The sequence below is a fragment of the Bacillus cereus group sp. BfR-BA-01331 genome (assembly GCF_022663915.1).
In the GTDB taxonomy this organism is placed as follows: Bacteria; Bacillota; Bacilli; order Bacillales; family Bacillaceae_G; genus Bacillus_A; species Bacillus_A mycoides.
The window spans coordinates 99,266-123,789 of sequence record NZ_JAKUGJ010000007.1; the positions used below are offsets into that span (position 1 = coordinate 99,266).

Genomic DNA, 24,524 nt, shown 5'->3' on the forward strand with positions numbered 1-24,524 from the left:
ACTATTCTGACTTTTTATTCTGTATTGAGAAAAAAGAAGGGAACGTTCACACATGTATCCATTCAAAGCGAAATTAACACTTGACTTCACATGTGATTTATGTCAAAAAAGGATAGATAATAGCGAAATTCCTGCTACATCTATCCTCTATTTCAACACTATGATTTTAACTTTATAAACGTAATTTCCGGCAATGTTTGCATATGCTGAATAAATGCATTCTTTTCTTCTGACGATATATTTTTCAATTGCATTCCTACCTTATAAACTATTTCTGTATCTTGCTGTAAGGCTTCAACTTCATATGAAAGTATTGGAATACCTTTCACTCGTAGCGTCTCTACTATTTGTTGTACCGCTTCGTGTTTATTTATACACATTTGCACTGTTATATTTTGCGGAAATAAAAATTGCACCTTAAAAATACGACTTACAATCTCTAAACCAATCAAAACGAGAATCATCGCTCCAATCCCTACAACATACATACCTGCTCCAATTGCTAACCCTATTCCTGCTGTAGCCCATAAACCAGCCGCTGTCGTTAATCCTTTCACTGCCTGCTTTTGAATAATGATTGTACCTGCACCTAAAAATCCAACTCCACTAACAACTTGCGCTGCAATCCGGCTCGGATCAAGAGCCATATGTTCTTCAAACACAATATCCGAAAAAGCATATTTCGAAACGACCATTATTAAAGCACTCCCTACGGCTACTAGGAAATGTGTTTTTAATCCAGCTTCTTTTGAGCGAATTTCCCTTTCAATACCGATTATCGCCCCTAACAAACCAGCAACACCGATTCGTATAATAAAATCAATATGTAAGCTCACAAGCACTTCCCCCTTTTATTCATTATAGAGAGATAAAACAAAAATTATCACATGCATCTACCCATCGATATAAAAGCATTTTATTGAAATACATTTAATATCCCAGTGATTTTATGTTAATATTTTAAATATTAACATAAATAAAACGTCCTACTTCTCATACAAAAAACCTTTAAAGTTCAACGTCTAACTTATTTTCAGTTAAAAATGGCATATGAGTTGCGTGAAATGAGGTTGAGAAAGTCAGGGAACGCTTTCATTTCATATCATAATTTTTGTGAAAAAAAACATAAATAAAAGGAGCTTACTAACAATGAACATCTCTTTACTTACACCTACTACCGATTTACAAGAAGAATACTTAGATTTTTATAACGAATGGAAAGATAGCGGTGAAGCGATGATTCCATGGGTTATTTCAAAAAATCCTTCTAATTTCACGACAATGATTCAAGAATTACACGACGCACATAACGGAATAAATATTCCTGAAACTTGGGTACCAGATTCTACTTATTGGCTCGTGACAGATGAAAATAAAATTGTAGGAGTTGTTAATATACGTCATAGTTTAACTGATCATCTATTTAATGCTGGAGGCCATATCGGTTATGGTATTCGCCCTTCTGAAAGAAGAAAAGGTTATGCTACAAAGTTACTAGAGTTATCATTAGAAAAAACGAAAGAATTAAACATCACGAAAGCACTTGTCGTTTGTGACGAAGTGAATACGGCTTCTGAGAAAACGATTTTACATAACGGCGGTCTCCGGGATGAAGATTACACTGAAGAAGATGGGAATGTTGTGAGAAGGTATTGGATTGAGCTCTAAATAATCAAAAACAAGCCAGAAAGTGATTAAACACTTTCTGGCTTGTTTTATCCCGCGTTAACGGGCAGTACAACTCCCACCTCAAAATTCAGCTGGAACAAAGAAGTTAGGTGGGAGATTAACTGCTCATAAACACCCGATTGGTGAAGGCTAATAATCAGTGGGGGATGAACAAAACCCCCACTAATTAAAGTTTCACTTTATACTGCTTCTATTTCAAACTGCACTGTAATACCACTTGGATCTACTACAGTAAATCCATTTGTAGTTTCATTTATTTCATGTTGTTTTTCTATTAATCTTTCTTTCACTTCATCTAACGCTTCTTTATGCGGTAGTACTATCGTATACACTTTTAGTCCCGTTGCATGTGCTGGTGGATGTGGATTATTTACCCCGTTCCACGTATTTGCACCAATATGGTGATGATAGCCTCCTGCCGAAATGAATAAGCAATCATCTTCACGCTGTTGTACTTCAAAACCTACTGTATCTACATAAAACTCATGTGACTTCTCCACATCAGCTATTCGTAAATGTACGTGTCCAACCACCGTTTCGGCTGGTAAGCCATCAAACTCATAATCAACGAGCACTGCTAGTTCTTTTAAATCAAGTGGCGTACTTCCTCCTGGCCCTTCTCCCCACTGATCACGCGGACGGTCTGCATATATTTCGATACCATTACCCTCTAAGTCTTGTAAATAAAATGCCTCACTATACGTATGATCACTTGCGCTATTAAACCTTGAAATTGGTAAAATTTCATTTGAATATGTATAACGCCCTTCTTGCTCAGCCGGACTATCAATTACCTTTTTATTGCGGATAACACCAAATAGTGCCGAAGCAAAAGCTTCACGAGTCGGAACTAAAAAGGCAACGTGATATATACCCGTCGTACGCGGTTCTTGTAGCGCTGCATCTTCCAACTGCTCAAGAACAAGTAACGTATTCTTACCACCCTTTCCAGCTAAGTGTGCTTTGTTCTCCTCTTGTTTAATTACTTCTAACCCTACTACATTCTCATAAAAAGCAATTTGACGCTCTAAATCTTTTACTTTAAATGCAACATGACCAATACGTGTTTTCGGATGAATTTGTACCATGAATAACTTCCTCTCCAGTTCCCTTTAGTTTTTTATGTAAGTTGATAGGCAATAGGCCCATTCAACGAATACACCTTAATTTTGTTTTTTTGTAGCATCAACTTTTAGCCATTTTTTCGATATGTCACTTAATGTTCCATCTTGCTCTAATTCTTTTAACGCCTTATTTATATCTTCTAACTTTTCACTCTTTTTTGCAAATGGAAATGCAATCTCTCCCCATTCAAGTGGGCCAAATCCAACTTTGACATTATCTAGTTTCGCCTTTGTTATTGTTGTTTCCACTTGAACTTTATCATTATAATAAGCATCGACGCGTCCAAAGCCTACTTCGTTCAATTCCGCCGTTGGGTCCTCTGAGTACGTTTTAATCGTAAAAGCATTATTTTTATTTAAAGCTTTTAACTCTTGCTCTCCTGCTGTACCAAGTCCAACACCTACAGTCTTTCCTTTTAGATCCTCTAGCGATTTAATTGTATTATTATTTTTCTTCACCGCAAAAACAGAACCTGAATACACATACGGGATCGAAAAGTCATATTTCTTTTTTCTTTCCGGAGAAACGGATAATTCATTTGCAATCGTATCAATACGGCCTGAATCTAATAAACCGAATAATCCTTCAAAATCAGAAACATTCCATTCTACTTTATATCCAGCTTTCTTAGCGGCCGCTTCAATAATTTCAGCATCAAAACCTTTTACTTTCTCACCTTCTTTAAATATAAATGGGCTACGACCTGCAGAAGTCCCAACTTTCACTACTTTTTCATCTGTCTTTTTACTTGCTGCATTAGAACCACATGCAGACAAAGCTCCAACTGATAGTGTTAATGCTAATGTTAGTAATAATGACGATTTTCTCATAACTCTTCCTCCTAAATAACGAAATGATTTCCTTCTTCAGATGCATTTAATTGCCGTAAAAACTTTTTCGTACGTTCATTTTGTGGGTTTCGAAAAATCTCTTCTGGCGTTCCCTGCTCTACGATAATTCCATCAGCCATAAAAATAACGCGATCAGCCACCTCTTTTGCAAAATTCATTTCATGTGTAACAATAACCATCGTTATATGTTGTCTTGCCAAATCTTTAATAACTTGTAATACCTCATTAACTAATTCTGGATCAAGTGCTGAAGTCGGTTCATCAAACAATAATACAGCTGGATTTAAAGCCATTGCCCTAGCAATCCCTACCCTTTGCTGTTGTCCACCTGATAACATTGCCGGATAAAAATCTTCTTTATCAGCTAAGCCTACTTGTTTTAATATTTCTCTCGCTATTCCATTTGCCTTTTCTTCACTTTTTTTCTGTACAACCGTTAATGCTGTTGTAATATTTTGCAATGCTGTTTTATTTTTAAATAAATTATAGTTTTGAAAAACCATAGCTGTTTTTTGACGTAATTTTATGATTTCTTTTTGATAAAGTTTTTTCGTATGAATCTCTAAATCTTCAATTCTAATACTGCCATCATCTGGTTGTTCTAATAAATTTAAACATCGTAGTAATGTCGATTTCCCTGAACCAGAAGGTCCAATAATTACTACCACTTCCCCTTTTTTTACAGTAAGTGAGATTCCTTTCAGCACTTCATTATGTTTGTAAGATTTATACAATTTTTTTAACTCAATCACATATATCACCTCACTTCTCTTATAAATACGGTGCATCAAGTTTCTTCTCCAACCTTTTCTGTCCCCAGCTGATTACGATTGTAATAATCCAATACACAATCGCTACCGCTAAATAGCTTTCCATATAACGATACGATTGTGCCGCCAGCATTTTCGCTTGTGCCAATATTTCAGCCACTCCAAGTGCAAAAGATAACGAAGATTCTTTTAACAATCCAACAAAATTATTTCCAAGTGACGGCACTGCTACACGAATAGCCTGCGGAAAGATAATTTGTCGCATCGCTTGTGCTTTTGTCATTCCAACTGATAAACAAGCATCCATTTGCCCTGATTCCACAGCATTCAATGAACCTCGAATGATCTCTGACAAATAAGCAGCATTATTTAAACTGAGACCAATTAAAGTTGCTTGCATAGCTGTAAGTACTGTAAAAGCCGGAGATATTTGTGGCAATCCGAAATACAACACAAACAATTGAACCAATAACGGTGTTCCTCTAAAGAAAGAGATATACACCCTTGCAATTGGATATAAAAATTTCGTTTTGTTTTTTGTTATGATTGCCAAGCCAATCCCTATAAAGAAAGAAATAATCATGGAAACAACAGTAATCCCTAAAGTTATGTATACATACTTAAATAATTGCGGAAAACTTTCTAAAAAATACGTTACATCAAATTTCATTTTCTCCCCCCTCTCTAAACAAAAAAACTCTTCTTACACATATAAGAAGAGTTGAATGTTAATCCATTTCCCCCCATCTTCCAAACGCCTCATACGTTTGCTGGAATTAGCACAGTACTTTTGTAGCCTGTTGCTGAGATTTCACCGGGCCAGTCCCTCCATCTCTCTTGATAAGAAAACTAATAAATTTTTCCATTTATTAAGTTGTTATTATGAAGAATACAGCCATTTTAAAACAATGTCAATAGGAAAACTAAGAATTAAACTCAACCTTTTTTCGAACATACTAGTAATACATCAATTTACTATTCTTAATAAACTGTACACAAAAGCCATCTCCTCTGAAATTCAGAAGAGATGGCTTCAATTATAGAAACTATAAATATTTTACTTTATTATCCTTTAACTACATATTTATTTCATCTTATGTACTTCAGCAACTAACTTTCCGCCTTGAATGCCCATATAAAGCTTAACAGGAGCATCATTCGTATTTTCAAATACTAAGTCTAAATATGGATAAGCAATTGTAGCATCTCTTCCCTGCGGGACATAACCTACTGTTTTAGAATGTGTAGTTCTATCTACCATTTTCAAACCAGCTTGATCTGCTGCATTGTATAGCGTTGATGATGTTTGACAAACGCCACCACCATAACCATCTACTAATTTACCATCCACAATTTCTTTTCCTAGTTGATACCCTTTATCTGGTGTTGTATCACCGATTAATGCATTGAAAGAGAAACGGTCTCCCTTCGCTAAAACAACCCCATTTATGCTCGCGGCAGACAAACGAATATTTTCAACTCTACCACCTGCTGAGCCACCTAAATTCGTTTCATATCTACCAATTACAGTACCACTTCCTTGAGCATCACTAAGTGTTGCAACCGGTTTTTTCTCCACAATTGGTAACTGATAAGAAGAATCCCACATACCCACATTTAATAATTTAGCCACTAATTCTTTTTCCATTAACTCATAAGCAGGCTTTCCTTCTTGCCACGTTCCATCAGGTGCCAAACGGGAAGGTACCATCTTTTTATCGACACTTTTACCAACTTCACTAGCAACCTTCGTTACCGCTGCTTTGAATTTCGCTTCATCTTCAAAATAACCTAAGCTCGATAAATCTAATTTTTTCACCTCAGTACCAGTACGCCCATCCACTAAGCTAATTGAATCCTGTACATCAGCCTTAGCCTCTACAACGTTCCCCCCAAAATCACTTACTAATGCCACATCACTTACTTTTGTTCCACAACCACTTACTACAGCTACGCATAGCACCCCTACTAATATACCCTTTATTTTTCGGAACAATATACTCTCTCCTTTTCCCCAACATTATTTCTTATGTATTATTTCATTTTTATGTATCTTTTGTTACAATCATTTTACAATATATTTAGAAAATGTTACAAGTTGTTTTTTACTCTATTAAAATTACTCTTTTCTTTTGTAAATGTCTATACATATTTATATAAATTTTCGAGTTTGATAAGATTGTAACTTTTATGTAACCTATATCCATCCAGTATATACCATTTAACAGATAAAATACAAATGTAAAACTCTTTCATTTCACCTCTTTATTCACCTGCATGCTTTAGAAACCGTAATACCGATTTTTCATATGTGATCATTATTAAACAACTTAAACCGAGCTTTTATAGGTAAAAACAATCATTCGCTTCAGTGTATATAGGTATTTGCCGTGCCACTACTCCGCTTTTGCACATACATTATGGTGAATTTAACCTATTATAAAGAAATGGAGGATTTTTTTATGTATCCCTACAACCCTTATGATTCATATAACCAATATGGTTACCAACCTCAGTATGATTTACAGGCACAATACCAACAATATATAGATCAAACAGAGCAAATTAATCCATATGATCCAAATCGCCAATTTCAACTTCCAATCTCTTTTCCTGGTGCTGGAAACCGTCAATTAGAAAGACGAGTAAATGAGCTCGAGCAAAGAGTACGTCAACTAGAAAACACAGTTGAGCGTCATACACGTAGATTAAATCGCTTAAATCAGCGTTTACGTACAGTAGAAAACAGGCTAAACATTCCATTTTCAGCATTAGAAGACGGATTTTAATTTCGAAAATAACAAATATATAAGGAAGGGACTCCCCCTTCCTTATATAAATTGACGAAAGTTTTTTCCATCTCTATACTGATAAGAGTTAATGAAATGAAACAAGGTGATAAATATGGATTTTGAAATAAATTTTCTTTCCTTTTATGTAGTACAAGTAGAAGGAAAAGGTGAAGCAGTTGATAAGCGCTATAAACATTTTCAAACATTAGACGCTGAAGAGTATGAAGATAGCTCTTTAAAAGAATTTTTGAATGGTGAATTATTAAAAATTTCAAAGCGAAAAGTAGAACGTCACGCAAAAACAGAACAAGCCCCAACGAAGATTGGTCGCTTTATTGTAGAAGAAGGGCATGAACTCGATTCAAACCCTCATTACAACTTATTTAATCGTATTCGCTTTGCAGAAACAAAAGAAAACTTCAAAGATATGAGCGAACCTCTCGTTTATACATACCTTGACACAAGCGCTGTACGTGGTGGTGTGTTTTTAATCGCTCAAGCAAAACTACGCAAATACTTTGATGATCCATTCGTATTCGTAATGAAATGTGACTTCGAACCAAAGGTTGCTTCCATTTCTGATGAATCAACACTTATTCGTAACGTTGAAATGGCCATCACAACAAAGAATATGAAATCTATTCAGTACCCATACATGCCTGAAGAAGGTATGGTGGAGCCTGGCGAACTAAAAATACACCAAGCATCACACGCCCGCTACTTTGAAGACTTCTTAAAATTCGTCGAATACGAACGCTCTATGCCTGAAATTATGAAAACACAAGTAATGGACATGGTATACGACCAAATTGAAGATGTATTTGAAGAAGGTACTGAAGAACGCGAACAATTCGACCAAGCGATGGAAGTATGGGCTGCCAGTCCGAAACGCGAAATTATGGAACAATTTTCAACCGAAGAAGTAATGGAAGCTACTGCTCAAATCGTCGAGCACGCCCCTGAAGTGGAATTAAAGCTAAAAGCAGATCATATCTCTGTGAAGGCGTTGCTTGCTGATTTCGGAGACCTAATACATATTGCAAAGGTAAACGACCGATATGTATTAATGATTGAGGCTGATACACTTACGTTTGAGAAAGGCTTCTCTCCAATTGAGTTTTTGAAGCCGGATGAATTACAAGACGTAATTGAGCGTATTGAGAATAAGCAACAGTATAGCTATGGATCAGGAGAAATTGAATAGAATAATGTAAAGAAGACAATGACGGGTTAAATTCCATCATTGTCTTTTTATTATCGAAAACATTTCGTATCAAGAACATGCGCTGTAACGTGTCCTTCTTGTATATCTGTTAATGTTATATTGTATGATCCGGCATTTTTTTCAAATGAAGCACCATCTCTCAATGGATACGAGTCTTTTAAACCACTCTCATGCATAATAAACACTTCATCTCAAAAACTGCTAATTTTTAATGATTATACGGCATTCCGCAAGAACAACGATGCGAACCGAATAATAAGTTATACGAAGCAGGAAATTCTTGATTTACACGTTGTACTTCTCGTGCAAACTCCTCTTCGTCTTTTGGTACTCGAATGAGCGCATTTGCTTTTTCTTGTGTATCTATATTGGCTCCAGGCGGCACAAACCTGTTCGCCGCAACACGTACACCGTTTGTTACTACTGCATTGTATGAAATAACTGTTCCTTCTCCAATAATCGCATTATACACAATTGCTTTAAAACCGACGAACACCTTATTCCCTATATAACAAGGACCGTGAATGAGGGCGCCATGCGCAACACTTACTTTTTTCCCAATATAGATTGAATACTTTTTATCACCAACATAAACAAATTTATTCAATAAGCCATGTAAGATAACTCCGTCTTGCAGATTTGTGTTTGAACTAATATAAAATGGAGTTCCTTCATCCGCACGAACGCTTACATTCGGAGCTACATATACATTATCTTTAATTCTCACATCGCCTATCACACTAGAAAATGGACTTATGAAAGCAGTTCTATCAATTTTAGGATAACGTTGAATCGGATTAAATGAGGTAATAGGATTAGGGCTGATGAAGGGAGCAAACGAATGATTGTGGCTCCTACAATTTCTTTTCGTCAAGAAAACATCTCCTTTAAAATCATATATACAGTATTTTATGTACGCCCTGCTATTTTGGAGACAAGTAGTTAAAAGTATTGAGAAACGATTCTCTTATATTGAGCTTCTGAGGCAAGATGAATTACAAGATGTGATTGAGCGGATTGAGAATAAACAGCAGTATTCTTATGATCCGAATGGGATTGAATAAATGCTTCCATATACCTATTTTTACTGAGCTCTATTAACAAGCGCTCTTTTATTTGGGACATAGTTGACATTTATATTAAAAACCGATTCTACTAAGAATCGGTTTTTCTTCTTTATAACAAATATGCTTATTTTTAAAAAATATTTTTGCTCCAAGATGACATTTCTTGTAGAATCAAGCAGATTCCTTCCTTGTTGTACAAGCATATTTCCATGAGAGACATCTACTTCAATATTTCTAGTTGACCAAGTCCTTCTATAAGTTTTTGGTGTTTTTCCTTTTAGTCATTATGTATGTTGTTAAAATGAAAATTTCACTTTACTACCTCAAATTTATTGTACTCGTAAAAAGATAATTGAAAACGATATTCCGGATGCTCTCTCACCCAATCGTAGGCTTCTTCTAAAATATCCATTTTATTTTGCACGTCATTAAGTTCACTACATTCGTTCCTTTTCTGTTTACATAAAGGACAGAACCCACCCACTATCTCGGCATTCATCGTACGAATCGTTTTACTTTCTAAGTCAACTACTAGACGAAGAATAAGAGAATGCTCCGCTTTTGTAGTCACCATCATTTCAGCAATTCCATCCTCATTCCAAAAGACACCATTTAATTCCATCTGTACGGTGACATCTTTGATTTCCAAGTCTATCACTATCACACCTCCCTTGTATAAGACTCTTACCTTACTCTTCGATTTTAATCTTTAATACACCACGAGTTAAAGATATATTAAGCTTTTTCCAATTCTTCTTCTTTGCTATGAAAGGAAGTGTAATTAGTGCAAATAGTGTGGTAAATATTATCAAAAAAACTAAAATGGTTAAAATGTTAAAGATTGCTTCCATTAAACTACACTCTTTTCTATGTATATCCGTACTAAAAACAACAAAATATTCCATTAACAATACAGGACAAGCCGTGAATTTTCCAACTAAACTTCAGCAACTTAATCCTAAAGTCTAGTTGTACATATGAATAAAATAAATTTTATTACTAACTTTCTTCTACTACTTTCTCCATCTCAGCCAAATACCTAAGCTGCCGCTCCGCTTTTCTCACCGCAGTAGGAAAGTGTTTTTTCAGAAGTTCTACTGCTGATTCACTTATATAATATCTTTCCGTTATACTTTCCCACGTGTCACTGCTTTCAAATGCACTCCATACAAAAGGACGCTCTGTATTTTTTCTCAGTTCTTTAAACACCCATTTCCGCATCCTTTTTTTCGCTTTTTCTGTTAGTTTTCCGTTCTTTACAAGTTCAAGCTCACCATGTCTCTTGTATCGCTTGTTAATATCTCTCTCGCCATATACTTTCAGAAAGATATTTGCTGTATTCTCAGCATCTGCTAAAGCCCGGTGCTGCTTCCCTTCCCATGTTAAGCCGAGCTGATCCACTGCAAATTGTAAACTTGGTGTATGCTCAAATAATTCTTCATACGCTTGAAAAACAAATTTTTGCACATCAAATCTGCTCTCTTTTTCCATACATGGGCATTCTACACCGTATAATGTACAATCTTGAGATAGAAAACGGTAATCTTCTTTTCCCCATGAAATAAATATAGAATCTTCTCCGATGAACTGAATAAATTTCTCTATAATTTGAGGGAAATTCCCTACACCTATTAAATCTTTCTTTGTAATTCCAGTTAATTTTGTTGTATGACGAGTTAATGGGGCACTTGGTTTTACTAACTCTGAAAATTCTCCAATAACCTTCATTGTACTCACATCTATTTTTACAGCTCCAATATCAACTATTTCTGACGGATCTTCTGATTTATACGGCCTAAAATTCCTTTCAATATCAAACACAATGAAGTGTGTAGCGTTTTTCAATTTATTTACCTCTTTCTAAATTCCTTTTCACACACATACTTTATTTTCAGTATTTATTTATTAATGCACTTTATGCATGAAAAACTTCACATAAAAATCAAAAATTCAGTCTTATTATTACATGTACATAGGAGGATATTCAATAAAAACGCAAAAAAAAAAGAAGGGCAAGCCCTTCTTTTTTCATAATTACTTCTTGTTTACGTTTGTAGCTTGAGGTCCACGGTTACCTTGTTCTACTTCGAAAGTAACTTCTTGACCTTCTTCTAAAGATTTGAAGCCGTCGCCTTGGATAGCTGAGAAATGAACGAATACGTCTTCTCCGCCTTCAACCTCGATGAAACCGAAACCTTTTTCTGCGTTAAACCATTTTACTTTACCGTTTTGCATTTAAAAAATCCTCCTACAATGTACCTATATGTACATATTCATTTTCAACCACTTTACAATAATACATCATATATTAAAAAACTGCAACCCCAGAGGAGATTTAACATTGCTATCCTCCTCGGAAGTTACAGCTCATTTAAATCTCTATATTATTAAAAGTAAAATGGTTTAAAGTAACTATATCATACCAATATAATAAAAGTAAAGTTTTTTTAAAGTTATACAGCTTTTTTTTTCCACTGCATCGCTTTTAATTCACCTGATCCAGCTACAACATAGCCTTCTTTTTCATTAACAATGCGCCAACCATGCCCTTTAACCGAATCACATACTGTAACAATTCCTTCTTCAAGAAGCACACGGCAAACAGTGCTAATTCCCGCCTTATTTTGCGTTGACGTTGTATATAACACATGTTGATCCACACTTAAATCTAAATAACTACTCGCTTTTTGTTCACTTTGACATGTATGCCAACCTATTTTATCACTTTCGATACTCTCATCTATTCTGCAAAAAGAAATATTTCCGCTAATTCCCTTGCACGATCCACTTGCCGCTACTAAATAGGAATTATGTATAGTCAACGCAGAAATCATCTGATTCATCGCTATTTTAATCCTTTTTAATTTACGTGTCTCTAAATCAAAAAGCCAAACACCACCATATTTAGTATGTATTTTCGTACCGATAAATAAGTAATGTTTATATAAAAATAATGATCGAATAGATGGTGCCTCACTACCGTAATTAAGAAATGGCTGAATAGTCTCCCATGTGGAACCAAAATTATTAGAATGATACAGTGTTTTATCTCCATGAGCAATTACTGTTCCATTCTCATTACTACATACATTCCAGCTCGTTGCTTTCGTTGGAAAGCGCTGGATCGTCCACGTTTCTCCACCATTCATACTACGAATAAAAACTCCTTCGTCCCCTACTCCGTAAACTACGTTACCTTCACTATGTAAATCTCGAATTCGTTTTTGGAAACCAGTTAAAGCCTGTTTCCATTCTCCATCTTTTTCAATGAATAAACCATTATATGTAGTAGCTAACAAAAGCTTTCCATCTCTTAACTTTGTAATAGCAGTTGCACTTAACATTGTTTCCACGTTGACACTCCCGTTCCTAGAACTTCTCGGCAAAAGCAATTGCAAAATCACTGCATTTTTCAACGTCTTCTTTATCTTCTGGAGCTAATTCAATTTTCAATCCTTCTTGTACAAGTTCTGCCCCGCATTTTACAAGACGTTCTTCAAATATCGTTACCGCTTCACAAAACAGCTCATACGCCGTATCACCTGATCCAAAAACAGCCACTTTTTTACCCGTTAAATCTATATTTTCTAACTCATCATGGAAATCTTCCGCTTCAAATGGTAATTCACCATCACCCCACGTATAAGATCCTAAAATGATTCCATCATAAGCTAATAATTCTTCAGCATCCATACCTTCCATCTCTTGCAATACTACTTCGTGATCAAAGGCATCTAAACTTACTTTAATTAAGTCAGCAATACTCTCTGTATTCCCTGACATACTTGCATACGCTATTAAAATTTTCGCCACTTTGGCATCCCCCTCTTACAATAATTGATTCTCATTCTCATTATATTAATAATGAGAATCAATTTCAATTATTATTTTCATTCAATTTATATCCTTTTCATTTATGTTAAAAGAAATGGTACATCTGACTATTCCCTTTTCATTTTGAGTATTAACATTCATATTCATCTATTGCCAAATCTAGTTTCTCAACTTATTGTATATACATCCTTTCACATTTAATATGTTGCATATATAATGCGAAAGGCCATTTACACATTTCATTATTTTTAGGTAACAAACAATTTCGATCTTACAAAAAGAGGAGTCTTTCTAATGAAAAAATTTTTTATTAGACTTTTAAAAATATCATCCCTTTTGACAGCACTATTATTAACAGTGGGTGCCATTATTCTATTTGGCACTTCATACGGCCATAATTTACGTGTCATCGCAGCGGAAAGTATTTTAACGTCTCAACATCCGCAATACGCAAAAATTACATTACTGTCTGATAACGAGTTAAATGATATTTCTCAATCCATTACAAATCCAAAATGGAAAAATAGCGATTTTGCCAATACTAAACTTTCAAAACAAGAATTAGAGCGAAAGAAAAATGCACCATTAAACATTTCGATTGAAACGATAAAGAAAAAATACAATGATCATTTTTTTGAAGGTAAATTAATGACTATTAGTAATCCATTAAATGTAAAGCTCGTTACACAACAAGGTTCAGAAGGGAAAGACGTTGGAGAAAAAATATATGTCATGGCAAAACGAAACCATGCACTTGCTGCTGTAAATGCTAGTGGGTTCTGGGATGAAACGGGGCATGGTGGTGGTAAAACAGGCATCGGTATTGTTATTGAAAACGGGAAAGTTATAAACACACCGCAAGACATTAATACCCCTACTCTCGTCAGTGGACTTACAAAATACGGACAAATGGTTTCAGGAGAGTTTTCTGCTAATCAACTGTTAAATAAGAATGTCGTTTCCGCTGCTGGCTTTATGCCTCAACTAATTGTAAATGGCGAAAAAATGATTACAAATGATGGCGGATGGGGCTATGGTCCCCGAAGTATTATGGCTCAGAAAAAAGATGGATCAATTATGTTTTTCATCATTGATGGAAGACAACCTCATAGTATCGGAGCTTCTTTAAGAGACTGCCAAGATATTCTTTATGAAAAAGGGGCCATAAATGCAATGGCAATGGACGGGGGCTCGTCAGCAACATTGTACGCAATGGGAGACATTTTAAACATCCCTTCAACCTTATCTCATAAATCACGCTATTTACCAAACGCCTGGGTTGTTACCTCGAACCCTAAACAACAAGTTCATGTAACGATAGATGGCAGCCCAGCAAGCTCTCAAAAGATTTCCGAAATGACAGGATCTACTGCTGTAGCAATAAATAAATAAAAAAGAACAGATGACTATACAATCATCTGTTCTTTTTTATTACTTTTTAAAAATACCAAATGGTTTTCCAACTGGTAATACAACTTTTCCGAAGTGTGTATTTAACACAGCTGCTGCTGAACCATAGAAAGATAATAATGAAATACATAGTTCAGAATACGCTGCTAAATTATGCATTGCGTGCGGCATAACACCTAAAGTACTTAATGAAAGACCGATAAATAAGAAATCAATAAGGACGAAAATCATAAATAATACTTTATGTGTTTCCATTGCACCAATTGTCATAAAGATCGTGAAAATCAAGTATCCGATAAAGGCTACACCAAGCTGTTTTGAATCTGCAGTTTGGGCTAATTTTTCGCCAAATACTCCGAGTTGAATTAACCAAGTCATTCCAACACCTAACCAAAATAGGCCGTACGCACCAAATGCTGTTGTACCGAACGTATTGTTATGCTTTGCATCGTGAATGCATGCAAAGATTTGTGCAAATCCTCCTAAAAAGATTGCCCATGGTAATACAAGTGAAACGCCATCTGTTAAGCCTAACTTTTGAGATGATGCTACAAGTGTTACCATCGCTAATCCAAATAGACCAATTCCAGATGGATCTGCTGTTGTCATTTTCACATGATGTGTAGTAGTTTGATTGCTCATATAAACCTCCTGATTATAAACATACTCGAATACAATACTTAAATCAGAAGGCTATGTCAATGGTTTTTTTTGTATGTTGTCAGACCTTATATTCCATAATAATCAAATACACATTTGGCCACATCATAAGGCTTTACATTTAAATTTGGCAACTCATTTACCGGCATCCATAAAGGAATATAACTCCCTCTATCTTTCAGCTCGAACTCCTCGCCTTTACCACTTCCGAAAACTCCACCTATAATATGGGCATTATAATAATACTCCGTACCTTTATACTCCACCTTTGCAATCAGATTCTTCACTTGTATATGTATCCCTAATTCTTCATAGACCTCTCGCTTCGTTGCTTCTTCAGGTGTTTCTCCTTCTTCAATTCCCCCACCTGGAAAAACAAAATACATTTCACCTTCTCGAACACGTTTTATAAGAGCGATTTTACCACCTTGTATAATTATAGCTGCACCGCGATTTCTTCTCACTTTATTACCTCAACACCAATCGCAACTGTTCCCCATTCTTTTTCTTGTTCTTTCGTATATATTCCGTATGTACTTTCTAACATTTCTTTTATACTAAGTTCTTCACAATCAAATAATTTTTTATCAATTTGTTCGTACATTGCTTTAAAGCTTTCGTATCGTTTTATCTCCGTTACTTTTACAGCCATCGTTTCTGCTGTCGTAAGGTTCGTAAATACAATTTCATCGTCTTGTTTTATAAGTTGACGTTTTTTATCGTATAAGCGTACTTCATATACTTTTTTTCCTAATTGAATCGACTGAAAAGGTTTATTATATAATCCCATTTCGTATCTCATACATTTCACTCCCTTTTATTCATCTTGCCTACTAACATTTTTGCACATTACTATTTCATACAACATAGTTCGCCTTACTTCACCTTGCATATAATGTTCCATATCCATTACTTTCTTTAGAGAGGATGCTAAAATTGGTATGTTATATTTAAATCAAAAACCTGAATATAATAAATATGATATCGGTGATTATACTTACAGTAAAGTAGGCCCTATTATTTTTTCTTGGAATGATGAAACAAAATTAAAAATAGGTAAGTTTTGTTCATTAGGAGAAGAAGTCGTTTTCGTACTTGGCGGTGAACATCGTGCTGATTGGATAACAACTTATCCATTTAATGTCCTCTTCGAAGAAGGAGCACACATTACTGGTCATCCTTCTTCAAAAGGTGATATCGTAGTCGGCAATGATGTATGGATTGGTTATCAATCCTGCATTTTATCTGGTGTTACAATTGGTAACGGGGCCATTATCGGGGCCAAGAGTGTTGTTACAAAAGACGTACCTCCATATGCAATCGTCGCTGGTAATCCTGCCAAACTAGTTCGATATCGTTTCCCGCAAGAAATCATTGAAAAACTAGAAAACCTTGCATGGTGGGACTGGGACATTTCCGTTATAAAAGGAGCTATTCCATTTCTACTCTCCAACAAAGTCAACGAATTTTTCACTTCTCCCGAAGAAGAAGCTACTTGATCTAAACAAAAAGAGCATCCTATTCTTTCAGGATGCTCTTTTTGTGTTTATTTTTTATTTATTCGCAACTGATTACACGGGGAACAGTGAAATGGAATTTTGTCTAAACAATTAAAGTTTGTTTCACAAATTTGTTCTATCGTTGGAACAAATGGAATGACAACTATGTTACTATCTATTATTTGTGTAACAGGTGGCAATACTGTGCCTACTTGATGTTCGAAGCGAATACTCGCTTGATTAATATAATTTCCTGAACCGCTTGGTGCACTCTGAACTGTTACTTGGAACGAAACTGTCCGTGCTTCACCTGGATTTAAACTTCCTATAAGAAACCCTAATACTGGGCTTACATTTGGCACTGGCGTATTATCAACAGTTACACTTCCAGGAACAAATCGAAAACTACTATCTAACATATCTTGAAAACGAATATTTTGTATCGCTGTATCCCCCGTATTCGTAATAACTGTCGTAAACGTAATAACATCGCCTATCGTTGCTGATTGAAGATCTGCCGTTTTTACGACTGTTGTTGAAACATTTTGAGGAATAAACGGGATAACAACTGTATTACTATCGCCTTCAACTACTACTGGCGGCTCATTAGGATTTACAGTTGCAAGCCCATTCGCTGTAGCTGTATTTGTAACTAAATTATTTATTTGCCCCCCTGTTATTACAACTTGGAAATTAATAATCGCTGCATCATTTGGCTGAAAATTACCTAAAGGGATACCAGTATTCGGATTGGCAAATGGAAAAGGTACATCATTTACTGTTACCGTGCCATTTATAAATAACGTATTTGGGTCAATGATGTCTGTTAAAATAATATTCGTCACAGGAACTGTACTATCATTTATAACAGCAATTCCGTAAGTGACAACATCTCCTACCATTGCTACTTCAAAATCCGCTCCTTTTGCAACAAATAAAATTGCAGTATTTACCGTTACAATAACTGTATTACTTGTGTCCATCACTGTAACTGGTGGCTCTCCTGGTACTAAAATATACTCTGCTAATGCCCCAGCAACGTTCACTACCGTACCACCATCAGGAAAACTTGTAATCGTAGCTTCATATGTTACAATCACCGTTTCACCGACTGGGATATCTGGTATCGTAAATCCAATCTGTGGATTTAACCCCGGCTGTGGTATTCCATTTATCGTTACACTATTTGGGACAAAATCAGCTTCCTGAGATAACACGTCTATAAATTGAACATTCATTGCATCAGCCGTACCAGTATTTAATATACGAACAGTATACGTTACCTTTTCTCCTACTCCAACAATTGGATGATCTACTTCTTTTAGCATATCTAAACTGCCTCTATTTACTGGTGTTACTGTCGTATTACTTAAATTCGTTATCGTAAATGGAGGTTCTCCTGAAATCAATTCAAAATCACCAGTTACACTCGCCGAATTCATAATACTATTAGAAGGCGGAATTGCGATTACAGTTACTTCGAACGTTATTAAAACGCCATCCCCTACTGCAAGATCCGGTAATGAAAAGCCTACAAAAGGATCTAAACCTACTTGCGGAATCCCATTTATCTGTACACTCCCTGGAACGAATTCTAAACTAGGTGATGGAACGTCAATAAATTGCACATTTGTCGCTGTTACCGTTCCTGTATTTGTAACTTGCACACTATACGTTAACGTATCTCCTAATCGTGTCGCCTGTTTGTTGACAGTTTTTATAACATTGAATCGCCCTCTATTTACCCTTGTTATTGTCGTATTACTCGGCTCTGTTACTACAACTGGTGGTTCTCCTGGTACTAAAGTAAAACTTCCTGTTATATTTGCAACATTCGTTATTGTTCCTGAAGATGGAATATTTGTCACTGTCGCTTGGAACGTCACTATAGTCGTATTGCCAACAAGTATATCGCCAATTCCAAACCCAGTAATCGGATTCAAACCAGGTTGCGGAGTTCCATTTACCGTTACACTATTTGGGACAAATGACGCTCCTGCTGAAATCGTATCAATAAACTGAACATTGTTAGCTGTTACTGTTCCCGTATTCGTTATTTGCACTGTATACGTTAATACATCGCCAACGAGAGTCGCAGCCCTGTTCACCTGTTTTATAACATTAAATCGTCCTCTATTTACAGTTGTGAGTGTTGTATTGCTTGGTTGGTTTACTATAACTGGTGGTTCTCCTGGTACTAATATAAAGCTTCCAGTCACATTTGCCGTATTGGCAATCGTTCCGTTTGATGGCACACTGACGACGGTTACTTGGAAGGTTACTTCTACACTTTCACCTGGATTTATATCTGGAAGCGTGAATCCATTATTAGGATTGAATCCAGGTTGTAACACACCGTCTATCGTTACACTGTTCGGTATGAATGTTATAGAGGAAGGTAATACATCACTATATTGAACATTCGTCGCTGTCACTGTTCCCGTATTTTGAACTACTGTTGTATATGTGATTGTATCTCCTACTGCAACAACCGGCTCACTTACTGATTTTAAAACATTCAAACCAGATTCATTTATTTTCGTTAATGTCGTGTTACTTGTCGTTGTTTCAGTAATAGGCGGCTCTGTTTCACTTACAGCAAATGTAGCCGTAACATCCACAAAGTTAACAACTGTTCCACCTTGAGGTATGCTCGTTACCATCTCTTGGTATGTGACAAGTACAAAATCACCTACAGGTATATCTGGAACTGTAAAGCCTATGAACGGATCTAATCCAGGCTCTGGTATTCCGTTTATACTCACACTTCCTGGAACAAATGCTACACCACTCGTACTAGAATCAAGAAATTGAACATTTGTTGCCGGCACTGTTCCAAAGTTAAAAATTAGTACATCGTAAGTTAATATTTCTCCAACCGTTGCTGCCTCTTTATCTACTAGTTTTAATGGGAAAATAGACGCTATATTAATCGTCGTAACGACTAAATTTGTTAATATCGTTTCCGTAATCGGTGGTTCCTGCGGATTTGGTTGTGAAGTAAATGTAACGTCAGCATCGTTTAATATGACTTCATTATCTGGAATCTCTGTAATCGTCACTTGGAATGTTACCGTAATACTTCCACCAGCATTTAATGACGGAGTAACTGTAAATCCTATTTCAGGATTTAAACCAAGTTGCTGTATTCCACCTATCGTTACACTATTTGCGACAAATGTTGATCCTTCTGGAATGACATCTTGGAAGAGTACATCTGTAACAGGTATAATTCCTACATTCGTTATTAGAACGGTATACGTTAATACATCTCCAACAGCTCCAGCAGCAACATTTACAGTTTTTGTTGCTGTTACTTCACCAGGAGGAGGTAACGGTATTGTAACTACTGTCGTATTACTTGAATTTGTCGTTGTTACAGGCGGTTTTAAAGGATTTAATAAAAAAGTGGCTGTAGCAGATGCTGTGTTTAATACTGCTCCACGTGTAGACGGTGCAACTACCGTAACTTGGAACGTTACTGTCAATGATGTTCCAGCTGCGATATTAGGGAGCGGGAAACCAACATTTGGGTCAAAGCCAGGTTGAGGCGTTCCATTTATCGTTACACTATTTGCGACAAATGTTGTTTCTGTTGCAATCGGATCAATGAAAGAAACATTCGTCGCTAGTACTGTGCCATTATTTCGAATGACAACAGAATACGTGTAAGTCTCTCCAAGTGCTGCTTGTTGTACAGATGAAGATTTTTGTATATTTAACTGTGCCGTATTTACCTGTGTCACTACAAAATTACTATTCGTAACAGTCGTTATAGGAGGTCCTGCTGGATTTATAAGGAAACTTGCAGTAACGTTCGATTGATTTCTTATATTCCCTCCACTTGGAACACTCGTCACTGTAACTTGAAACGTAATTGTAGCGGTTTGCCCGACTGGAATATTTGGTACTGGAAAACCTGTCATAGGATTCGCACCTTGCTGAACAACTCCATTTATCGTTACACTATTCGCTACAAGTGTAGCTCCAGTTGGGATTGGATCTTGAAAAATGGTATTTGTTGCAGGAACAGTTCCTGTATTTTGAATAAGAATCGTATACGTTAACGTATCTCCTATACCTGCTTGTGGTGTATTTACACTCTTCATTACATTAAGTGATCCTACATTCACTCGCGTCACAACAATATTACTAATCGTTACAATTGTAATTGGTGGCTGGAGAGGACTTACTTGGAAATCAGCAGTGACATTCGCATTATTCGGAAGAACTCTATTTGATGGTACACTTGTAATTAACACTTGGAAAGTAACTGTTACCATCGTACCTACCGGAATATTAGCAAGCGGAAATCCAGTTGTCGGATCTAAACCAGGTTGAGATATCCCGTTTATTGTTACACTATTCGCAACAAACGTTGTTCCAGATGGAATCGGATCAAGGAATGATACATTTGTCGCTGCTACTGTTCCACTATTTTGTATACGAACTGTATACGTTAACGTATCTCCTACACCGGCTTCACTAGCACTTACGCTCTTCATTACATTTAGCCCTGAAGAATTCACAACTGTCATAACAGTATTACTTGGTACTGTTACAGTAATTGGTGGCTCTGTTGGGTTTACAAGGAAATCTCCAGTTACATTCGCATTATTTACGACATTATTTCCTTGGGGAATTTCATCAATTAATACTTCAAACGAAACAATTACACTTGCGCCAGTAGGCAAATTATTTAGTGGGAATCCAAGTTCTGGATCTGCTCCTTCTTGTAAAACACCATTAACTAATACACTGTTTTCAATAAATAATGTCCCTTGCGGAATTGAATCTTGGAAAAATACATTTGTCGCTGGTACACTACCTGCATTTATGATTTCGATTGTATATACTAAAACATCCCCTACCGTTGCAACATCCGTATTGACTGATTTCACAACTTCAAAATCCCCTGATTGTACAGTTGTGTTAACAATGTTACTAGGAACATTAATTGTTACTGGTGGTTCACTCGGATTCACTTGAAAACTTGCTGTTACATTTGCTTGATTTAAAATATCTTCATTTTCTGGATCCTGTACAATTAATACGTCAAATGTGACTACAACTGTTTGAGCCGCAGGAATATTTGGAAGAGAAAATCCTGGATTCGGATCCAATCCACTTTGCGGTACTCCATTAATTGTTACAGAATTTGCAACAAATGAAACAGCAGAAGGAATAGGGTCTTGGAAAAATACATTTGTTAGCGGAACGTTTCCTGTATTTTGAACGGAAATCGTATACGTTAAAGTATCCCCTACTGCTGCTTGCGTTGTATTCACTTCTTTTATTACATTTAAACCACCTGTATTAACTTGTGTTACAACGGTATTCGTTTGCCTATTAATCGTTACTGGCGGTTGATTCGGAATAACGACGAAATTAGCAGATACATTACCGCGATTCGCAATCGTGCCTCCTGATGGGGTAGATGTAACTCGTACTTGAAAAGTCACCGTTCTACTTCCACCTGGAGATATATTCGCTACCGTAAAACCAGTCGCTGGATTTGCCCCAGGTTGCGAAACTCCATCAACAGTTACACTATTTGGTATAAAAGTCGTTCCAATTGGGATTGGATCTTGAAAAATAACGTTCGTCGCCAGTACATTTCCTGTATTTTCAATTGTAACGGTATACGTAAGAACGTCGTTAACCGTCGCAAAAGCTTTATCCACTGTTTTTCTCGTTCTTATATCAGCTATATTTATTGTAGTAAATACTGTATTACTTGTCGCTTGGCCTGAAACTGGTTGTTGACCAGGAACCGGAATAAAGTTAAACGTTGCACTTGCACGGTTCGGAATTGGATTTACAAGAGGATTAGATGTCACTCGAACTTGAAAGCGTACTACAGTCGTTTGCGAAGCATTAATACTTCCAAGATTAATACTACTTGCGGGATTCGCTCCTGGTCGAGCTACTCCATTTACCGTAACACTATTTGTTACAAACATTGTTCCAGCAGGTATACTATCGACAAAAATAACATTATTTGCAGCGACATTCCCATTGTTCGTGACATTCACTGTGTACGTTAATATGTCATTAAGTGTTGCCGTCTGTAGATCTACAGATTTTTGCAAACTTAGATTTGCACGGTTTACCGTCGTCTGTACTGTATTTGAAGAAGCTGTACTTGTGATAGGAGGACTTCCGACGAAAGGACGGAATTGGTACGACACCATTGCATGGTTTGAAATAGGATTTGGGTTCGGAAACGATGTTATTCGAACTTGAAATGTAACAATTCTTTGCGTGTTATTTGGGATTGTACCTAAATTTATCCCACTCGCGGGATTCGCACTCGGTTGTGTTACTCCACCTACTGTTACACTACCAGCTATAAATGTTGTTCCGTTCGGAATACTATCTTGTAATACAACGTTTTCTGCACTTCCTGTTCCTGTATTCAGAACGGTAATCGTATAGGTGAGAATATCTCCTATTCCTGCAACTGTTTTATCAACTGATTTTACAGGATTTATAATCGGCCCCGTCGCATCAATTTGAACACCAAAACCAGCTGCCGCATAACCATCACCATTTGTAACGAAACGAACAGTTGCTGAAGTTTGATTATTAACTAATGACGATGAAGCATCTACGTTTGTAATATCCCATCCTTGTCTTCGAACGGCCAAAGCTATCCCTAACGGCTGATTCAAATCTCCAAACGTCCCGGTTGTATCTAATTCCCCAATATCATTACAAATTTGAGACTGAAAGAAATTATTTGCGGGATTTCTCGGTCCGAATAATGCAACTGTAGCGTTTGCATTCGGACCAAAGCGAAGTTGATCTCCAGAAATGTTAGAATCTCCTTCTTGAACAGTTACGAGCACTCTTCCTGTAACAGCTCCTGTAGCTGGAGTAGCAAACCCTGAAATAGTAGCATCAACTGGCGGGGATGAAGCATCGATAATTTCTTGGCCTGCATATACTGACAAATTCCGAAGTGGTAAACTTGCATTTTGATAAACAACCTCAAGTGTCCAACCAGCAGAACGACTGATTGTTGGATCAGCTGAAGTTCTTGCAGCTGGCACGGCACCTGTTGTATATGCGCCTGCCCCACCTGCACTTACAAGATTCGTTACATTAGCAGAGCGAGCATAATAAAACTGCTTTCCTACTGAACCTTGCTGCGCGGTAGCGGGATCTGGCGTAACAGCAAACGTCCCTGATGGTGTTGTAAATGTAATATCATCATTTAAAAACGGTAAAACATCTTCCGTATCAGTCCGGTAAGTACCAGCCCAAACTAATTCCGCATATAACACACTACTCCCCGCCGGAAGATTTAAAATTGCACTTGAAGAATTCAATTGCCATTCATCCGTTGTTCCTGCTGGGAATCCTGGTACTTGTAGCGCTGTATTTACCGTTGTAAATACAGCAAGTGTACCAAAAATATTACCTGGCGCAGGCGATGTAGGGCTAAGCCCTAACGTATTCCCAGTGAACGTGACTGCACCAGGTACTGTCGTTGTAAAGCGATTCATAAAAGGCACATAATCATCTCATTTCATTTATAGTAAAAAGTGCTCTATACTATAAAATGTAGACAAACTATGCAACGTACGTTGTCCAACA

At 36.5% G+C, this 24,524-nt stretch carries 22 protein-coding genes, 1 pseudogene and 1 riboswitch; of the genes and pseudogenes, 6 read left to right on the forward strand and 17 right to left on the reverse strand.

All coding sequences use genetic code 11. From position 1 onward, the window contains the following. Positions 1-158: 158 nt before the first annotated feature. Positions 159-836 carry an MgtC/SapB family protein gene (locus tag MR155_RS14995; RefSeq protein WP_002066498.1) on the reverse strand — a complete coding sequence of 226 codons (678 nt, stop codon included), beginning with the start codon at positions 834-836 and terminating at the stop codon, positions 159-161. 313 nt (positions 837-1,149) lie between these two features. Between MR155_RS14995 and MR155_RS15000 the strand changes: the two genes are divergently transcribed. Continuing rightward, positions 1,150-1,668 (forward strand): GNAT family N-acetyltransferase, encoded by a 519-nt coding sequence (locus MR155_RS15000; RefSeq protein ID WP_113936050.1) that lies wholly within the window; start codon positions 1,150-1,152, stop codon positions 1,666-1,668. 200 nt (positions 1,669-1,868) lie between these two features. On the opposite strand, the gene MR155_RS15005 is transcribed toward MR155_RS15000, so the two are convergent. The 5 genes from MR155_RS15005 to MR155_RS15025 form a co-directional block, all read right to left on the reverse strand. Beyond that, a complete protein-coding gene (locus MR155_RS15005) occupies positions 1,869-2,777 on the reverse strand; it encodes a VOC family protein (protein WP_000249858.1) in 909 nt (302 codons plus the stop codon). Positions 2,778-2,852: 75 nt separating this feature from the next. After that, complete coding sequence (locus MR155_RS15010) at positions 2,853-3,644, reverse strand: amino acid ABC transporter substrate-binding protein (protein WP_002066495.1); 792 nt, start codon at positions 3,642-3,644, stop codon at positions 2,853-2,855. Positions 3,645-3,655: 11 nt separating this feature from the next. Beyond that, positions 3,656-4,417, reverse strand: a complete 762-nt coding sequence (locus MR155_RS15015; protein WP_242310393.1) for an amino acid ABC transporter ATP-binding protein — start codon at positions 4,415-4,417, stop codon at positions 3,656-3,658. Positions 4,418-4,436: 19 nt separating this feature from the next. Continuing rightward, complete coding sequence (locus MR155_RS15020) at positions 4,437-5,105, reverse strand: amino acid ABC transporter permease (RefSeq protein WP_002137653.1); 669 nt, start codon at positions 5,103-5,105, stop codon at positions 4,437-4,439. A gap of 70 nt (positions 5,106-5,175) precedes the next feature. Continuing rightward, positions 5,176-5,282, reverse strand: a riboswitch (SAM riboswitch). A gap of 237 nt (positions 5,283-5,519) precedes the next feature. Then, the gene (locus tag MR155_RS15025) at positions 5,520-6,431 is read right to left on the reverse strand and encodes a VanW family protein (protein ID WP_002137655.1); all 912 of its coding nucleotides are present in this window, start codon (positions 6,429-6,431) and stop codon (positions 5,520-5,522) included. Positions 6,432-6,897: 466 nt separating this feature from the next. On the opposite strand from MR155_RS15025, the gene MR155_RS15030 reads away from it, so the two are divergent. Further along, a complete protein-coding gene (locus tag MR155_RS15030; RefSeq protein ID WP_002137656.1) occupies positions 6,898-7,224 on the forward strand; it encodes a hypothetical protein in 327 nt (108 codons plus the stop codon). Between the two features lie 115 nt (positions 7,225-7,339). Next, positions 7,340-8,431, forward strand: a complete 1,092-nt coding sequence (locus MR155_RS15035) for a DUF3900 domain-containing protein (protein ID WP_002033604.1) — start codon at positions 7,340-7,342, stop codon at positions 8,429-8,431. 50 nt (positions 8,432-8,481) lie between these two features. Here MR155_RS15035 and MR155_RS15040 read toward each other — a convergent pair whose 3' ends face one another. Together MR155_RS15040 and MR155_RS15045 are read right to left on the reverse strand one after the other, a co-directional pair. After that, positions 8,482-8,628, reverse strand: coding sequence for a hypothetical protein (locus tag MR155_RS15040; RefSeq protein ID WP_242310395.1), 147 nt, complete (start codon positions 8,626-8,628; stop codon positions 8,482-8,484). A 32-nt stretch (positions 8,629-8,660) separates the two neighbouring features. After that, complete coding sequence (locus MR155_RS15045) at positions 8,661-9,326, reverse strand: LbetaH domain-containing protein (protein WP_242310397.1); 666 nt, start codon at positions 9,324-9,326, stop codon at positions 8,661-8,663. Positions 9,327-9,399: 73 nt separating this feature from the next. On the opposite strand from MR155_RS15045, the pseudogene MR155_RS15050 reads away from it, so the two are divergent. Beyond that, positions 9,400-9,516, forward strand: a pseudogene (locus tag MR155_RS15050) (DUF3900 domain-containing protein); the annotation flags it as partial. A gap of 313 nt (positions 9,517-9,829) precedes the next feature. On the opposite strand, the gene MR155_RS15055 reads toward MR155_RS15050, so the two are convergent. From MR155_RS15055 to MR155_RS15075, 5 genes are all read right to left on the reverse strand, one after another. Then, a complete protein-coding gene (locus tag MR155_RS15055; protein WP_242310398.1) occupies positions 9,830-10,177 on the reverse strand; it encodes a hypothetical protein in 348 nt (115 codons plus the stop codon). Between the two features lie 341 nt (positions 10,178-10,518). Beyond that, positions 10,519-11,364: an exonuclease gene (locus MR155_RS15060; RefSeq protein ID WP_113936057.1), complete on the reverse strand. Its 846-nt coding sequence runs from the start codon at positions 11,362-11,364 to the stop codon at positions 10,519-10,521. Between the two features lie 189 nt (positions 11,365-11,553). Then, positions 11,554-11,754 (reverse strand): cold shock-like protein CspB, encoded by a 201-nt coding sequence (cspB, locus tag MR155_RS15065; protein ID WP_001179147.1) that lies wholly within the window; start codon positions 11,752-11,754, stop codon positions 11,554-11,556. 218 nt (positions 11,755-11,972) lie between these two features. Further along, positions 11,973-12,872 (reverse strand): WD40/YVTN/BNR-like repeat-containing protein, encoded by a 900-nt coding sequence (locus MR155_RS15070; RefSeq protein WP_002066483.1) that lies wholly within the window; start codon positions 12,870-12,872, stop codon positions 11,973-11,975. Positions 12,873-12,888: 16 nt separating this feature from the next. Beyond that, positions 12,889-13,332, reverse strand: coding sequence for a flavodoxin (locus MR155_RS15075; protein ID WP_001062757.1), 444 nt, complete (start codon positions 13,330-13,332; stop codon positions 12,889-12,891). 315 nt (positions 13,333-13,647) lie between these two features. On the opposite strand from MR155_RS15075, the gene MR155_RS15080 reads away from it, so the two are divergent. Beyond that, on the forward strand, positions 13,648-14,745 hold the full coding sequence (locus MR155_RS15080) for a phosphodiester glycosidase family protein (protein ID WP_242310400.1): 1,098 nt from the start codon (positions 13,648-13,650) through the stop codon (positions 14,743-14,745). Positions 14,746-14,784: 39 nt separating this feature from the next. On the opposite strand, the gene MR155_RS15085 is transcribed toward MR155_RS15080, so the two are convergent. From MR155_RS15085 to MR155_RS15095, 3 genes are all read right to left on the reverse strand, one after another. After that, the gene (locus MR155_RS15085) at positions 14,785-15,405 is read right to left on the reverse strand and encodes an acetate uptake transporter (RefSeq protein WP_000070943.1); all 621 of its coding nucleotides are present in this window, start codon (positions 15,403-15,405) and stop codon (positions 14,785-14,787) included. Positions 15,406-15,491: 86 nt separating this feature from the next. Beyond that, entirely contained in the window at positions 15,492-15,887 is a 396-nt protein-coding gene (locus MR155_RS15090) for an NUDIX hydrolase (protein ID WP_016092047.1), read from the reverse strand. Beyond that, a complete protein-coding gene (locus MR155_RS15095) occupies positions 15,884-16,225 on the reverse strand; it encodes an ASCH domain-containing protein (protein ID WP_002128458.1) in 342 nt (113 codons plus the stop codon). Before MR155_RS15095 ends, MR155_RS15090 begins: the two co-directional genes overlap by 4 nt. Positions 16,226-16,364: 139 nt before the next feature. On the opposite strand from MR155_RS15095, the gene MR155_RS15100 reads away from it, so the two are divergent. Then, the gene (locus MR155_RS15100; RefSeq protein ID WP_002128459.1) at positions 16,365-16,922 is read left to right on the forward strand and encodes a CatB-related O-acetyltransferase; all 558 of its coding nucleotides are present in this window, start codon (positions 16,365-16,367) and stop codon (positions 16,920-16,922) included. 47 nt (positions 16,923-16,969) lie between these two features. Here the strand turns inward: MR155_RS15100 and MR155_RS15105 are convergent, their stop codons facing one another. Beyond that, entirely contained in the window at positions 16,970-24,442 is a 7,473-nt protein-coding gene (locus tag MR155_RS15105) for a DUF7507 domain-containing protein (protein WP_242310402.1), read from the reverse strand. Positions 24,443-24,524 lie beyond the last annotated feature (82 nt).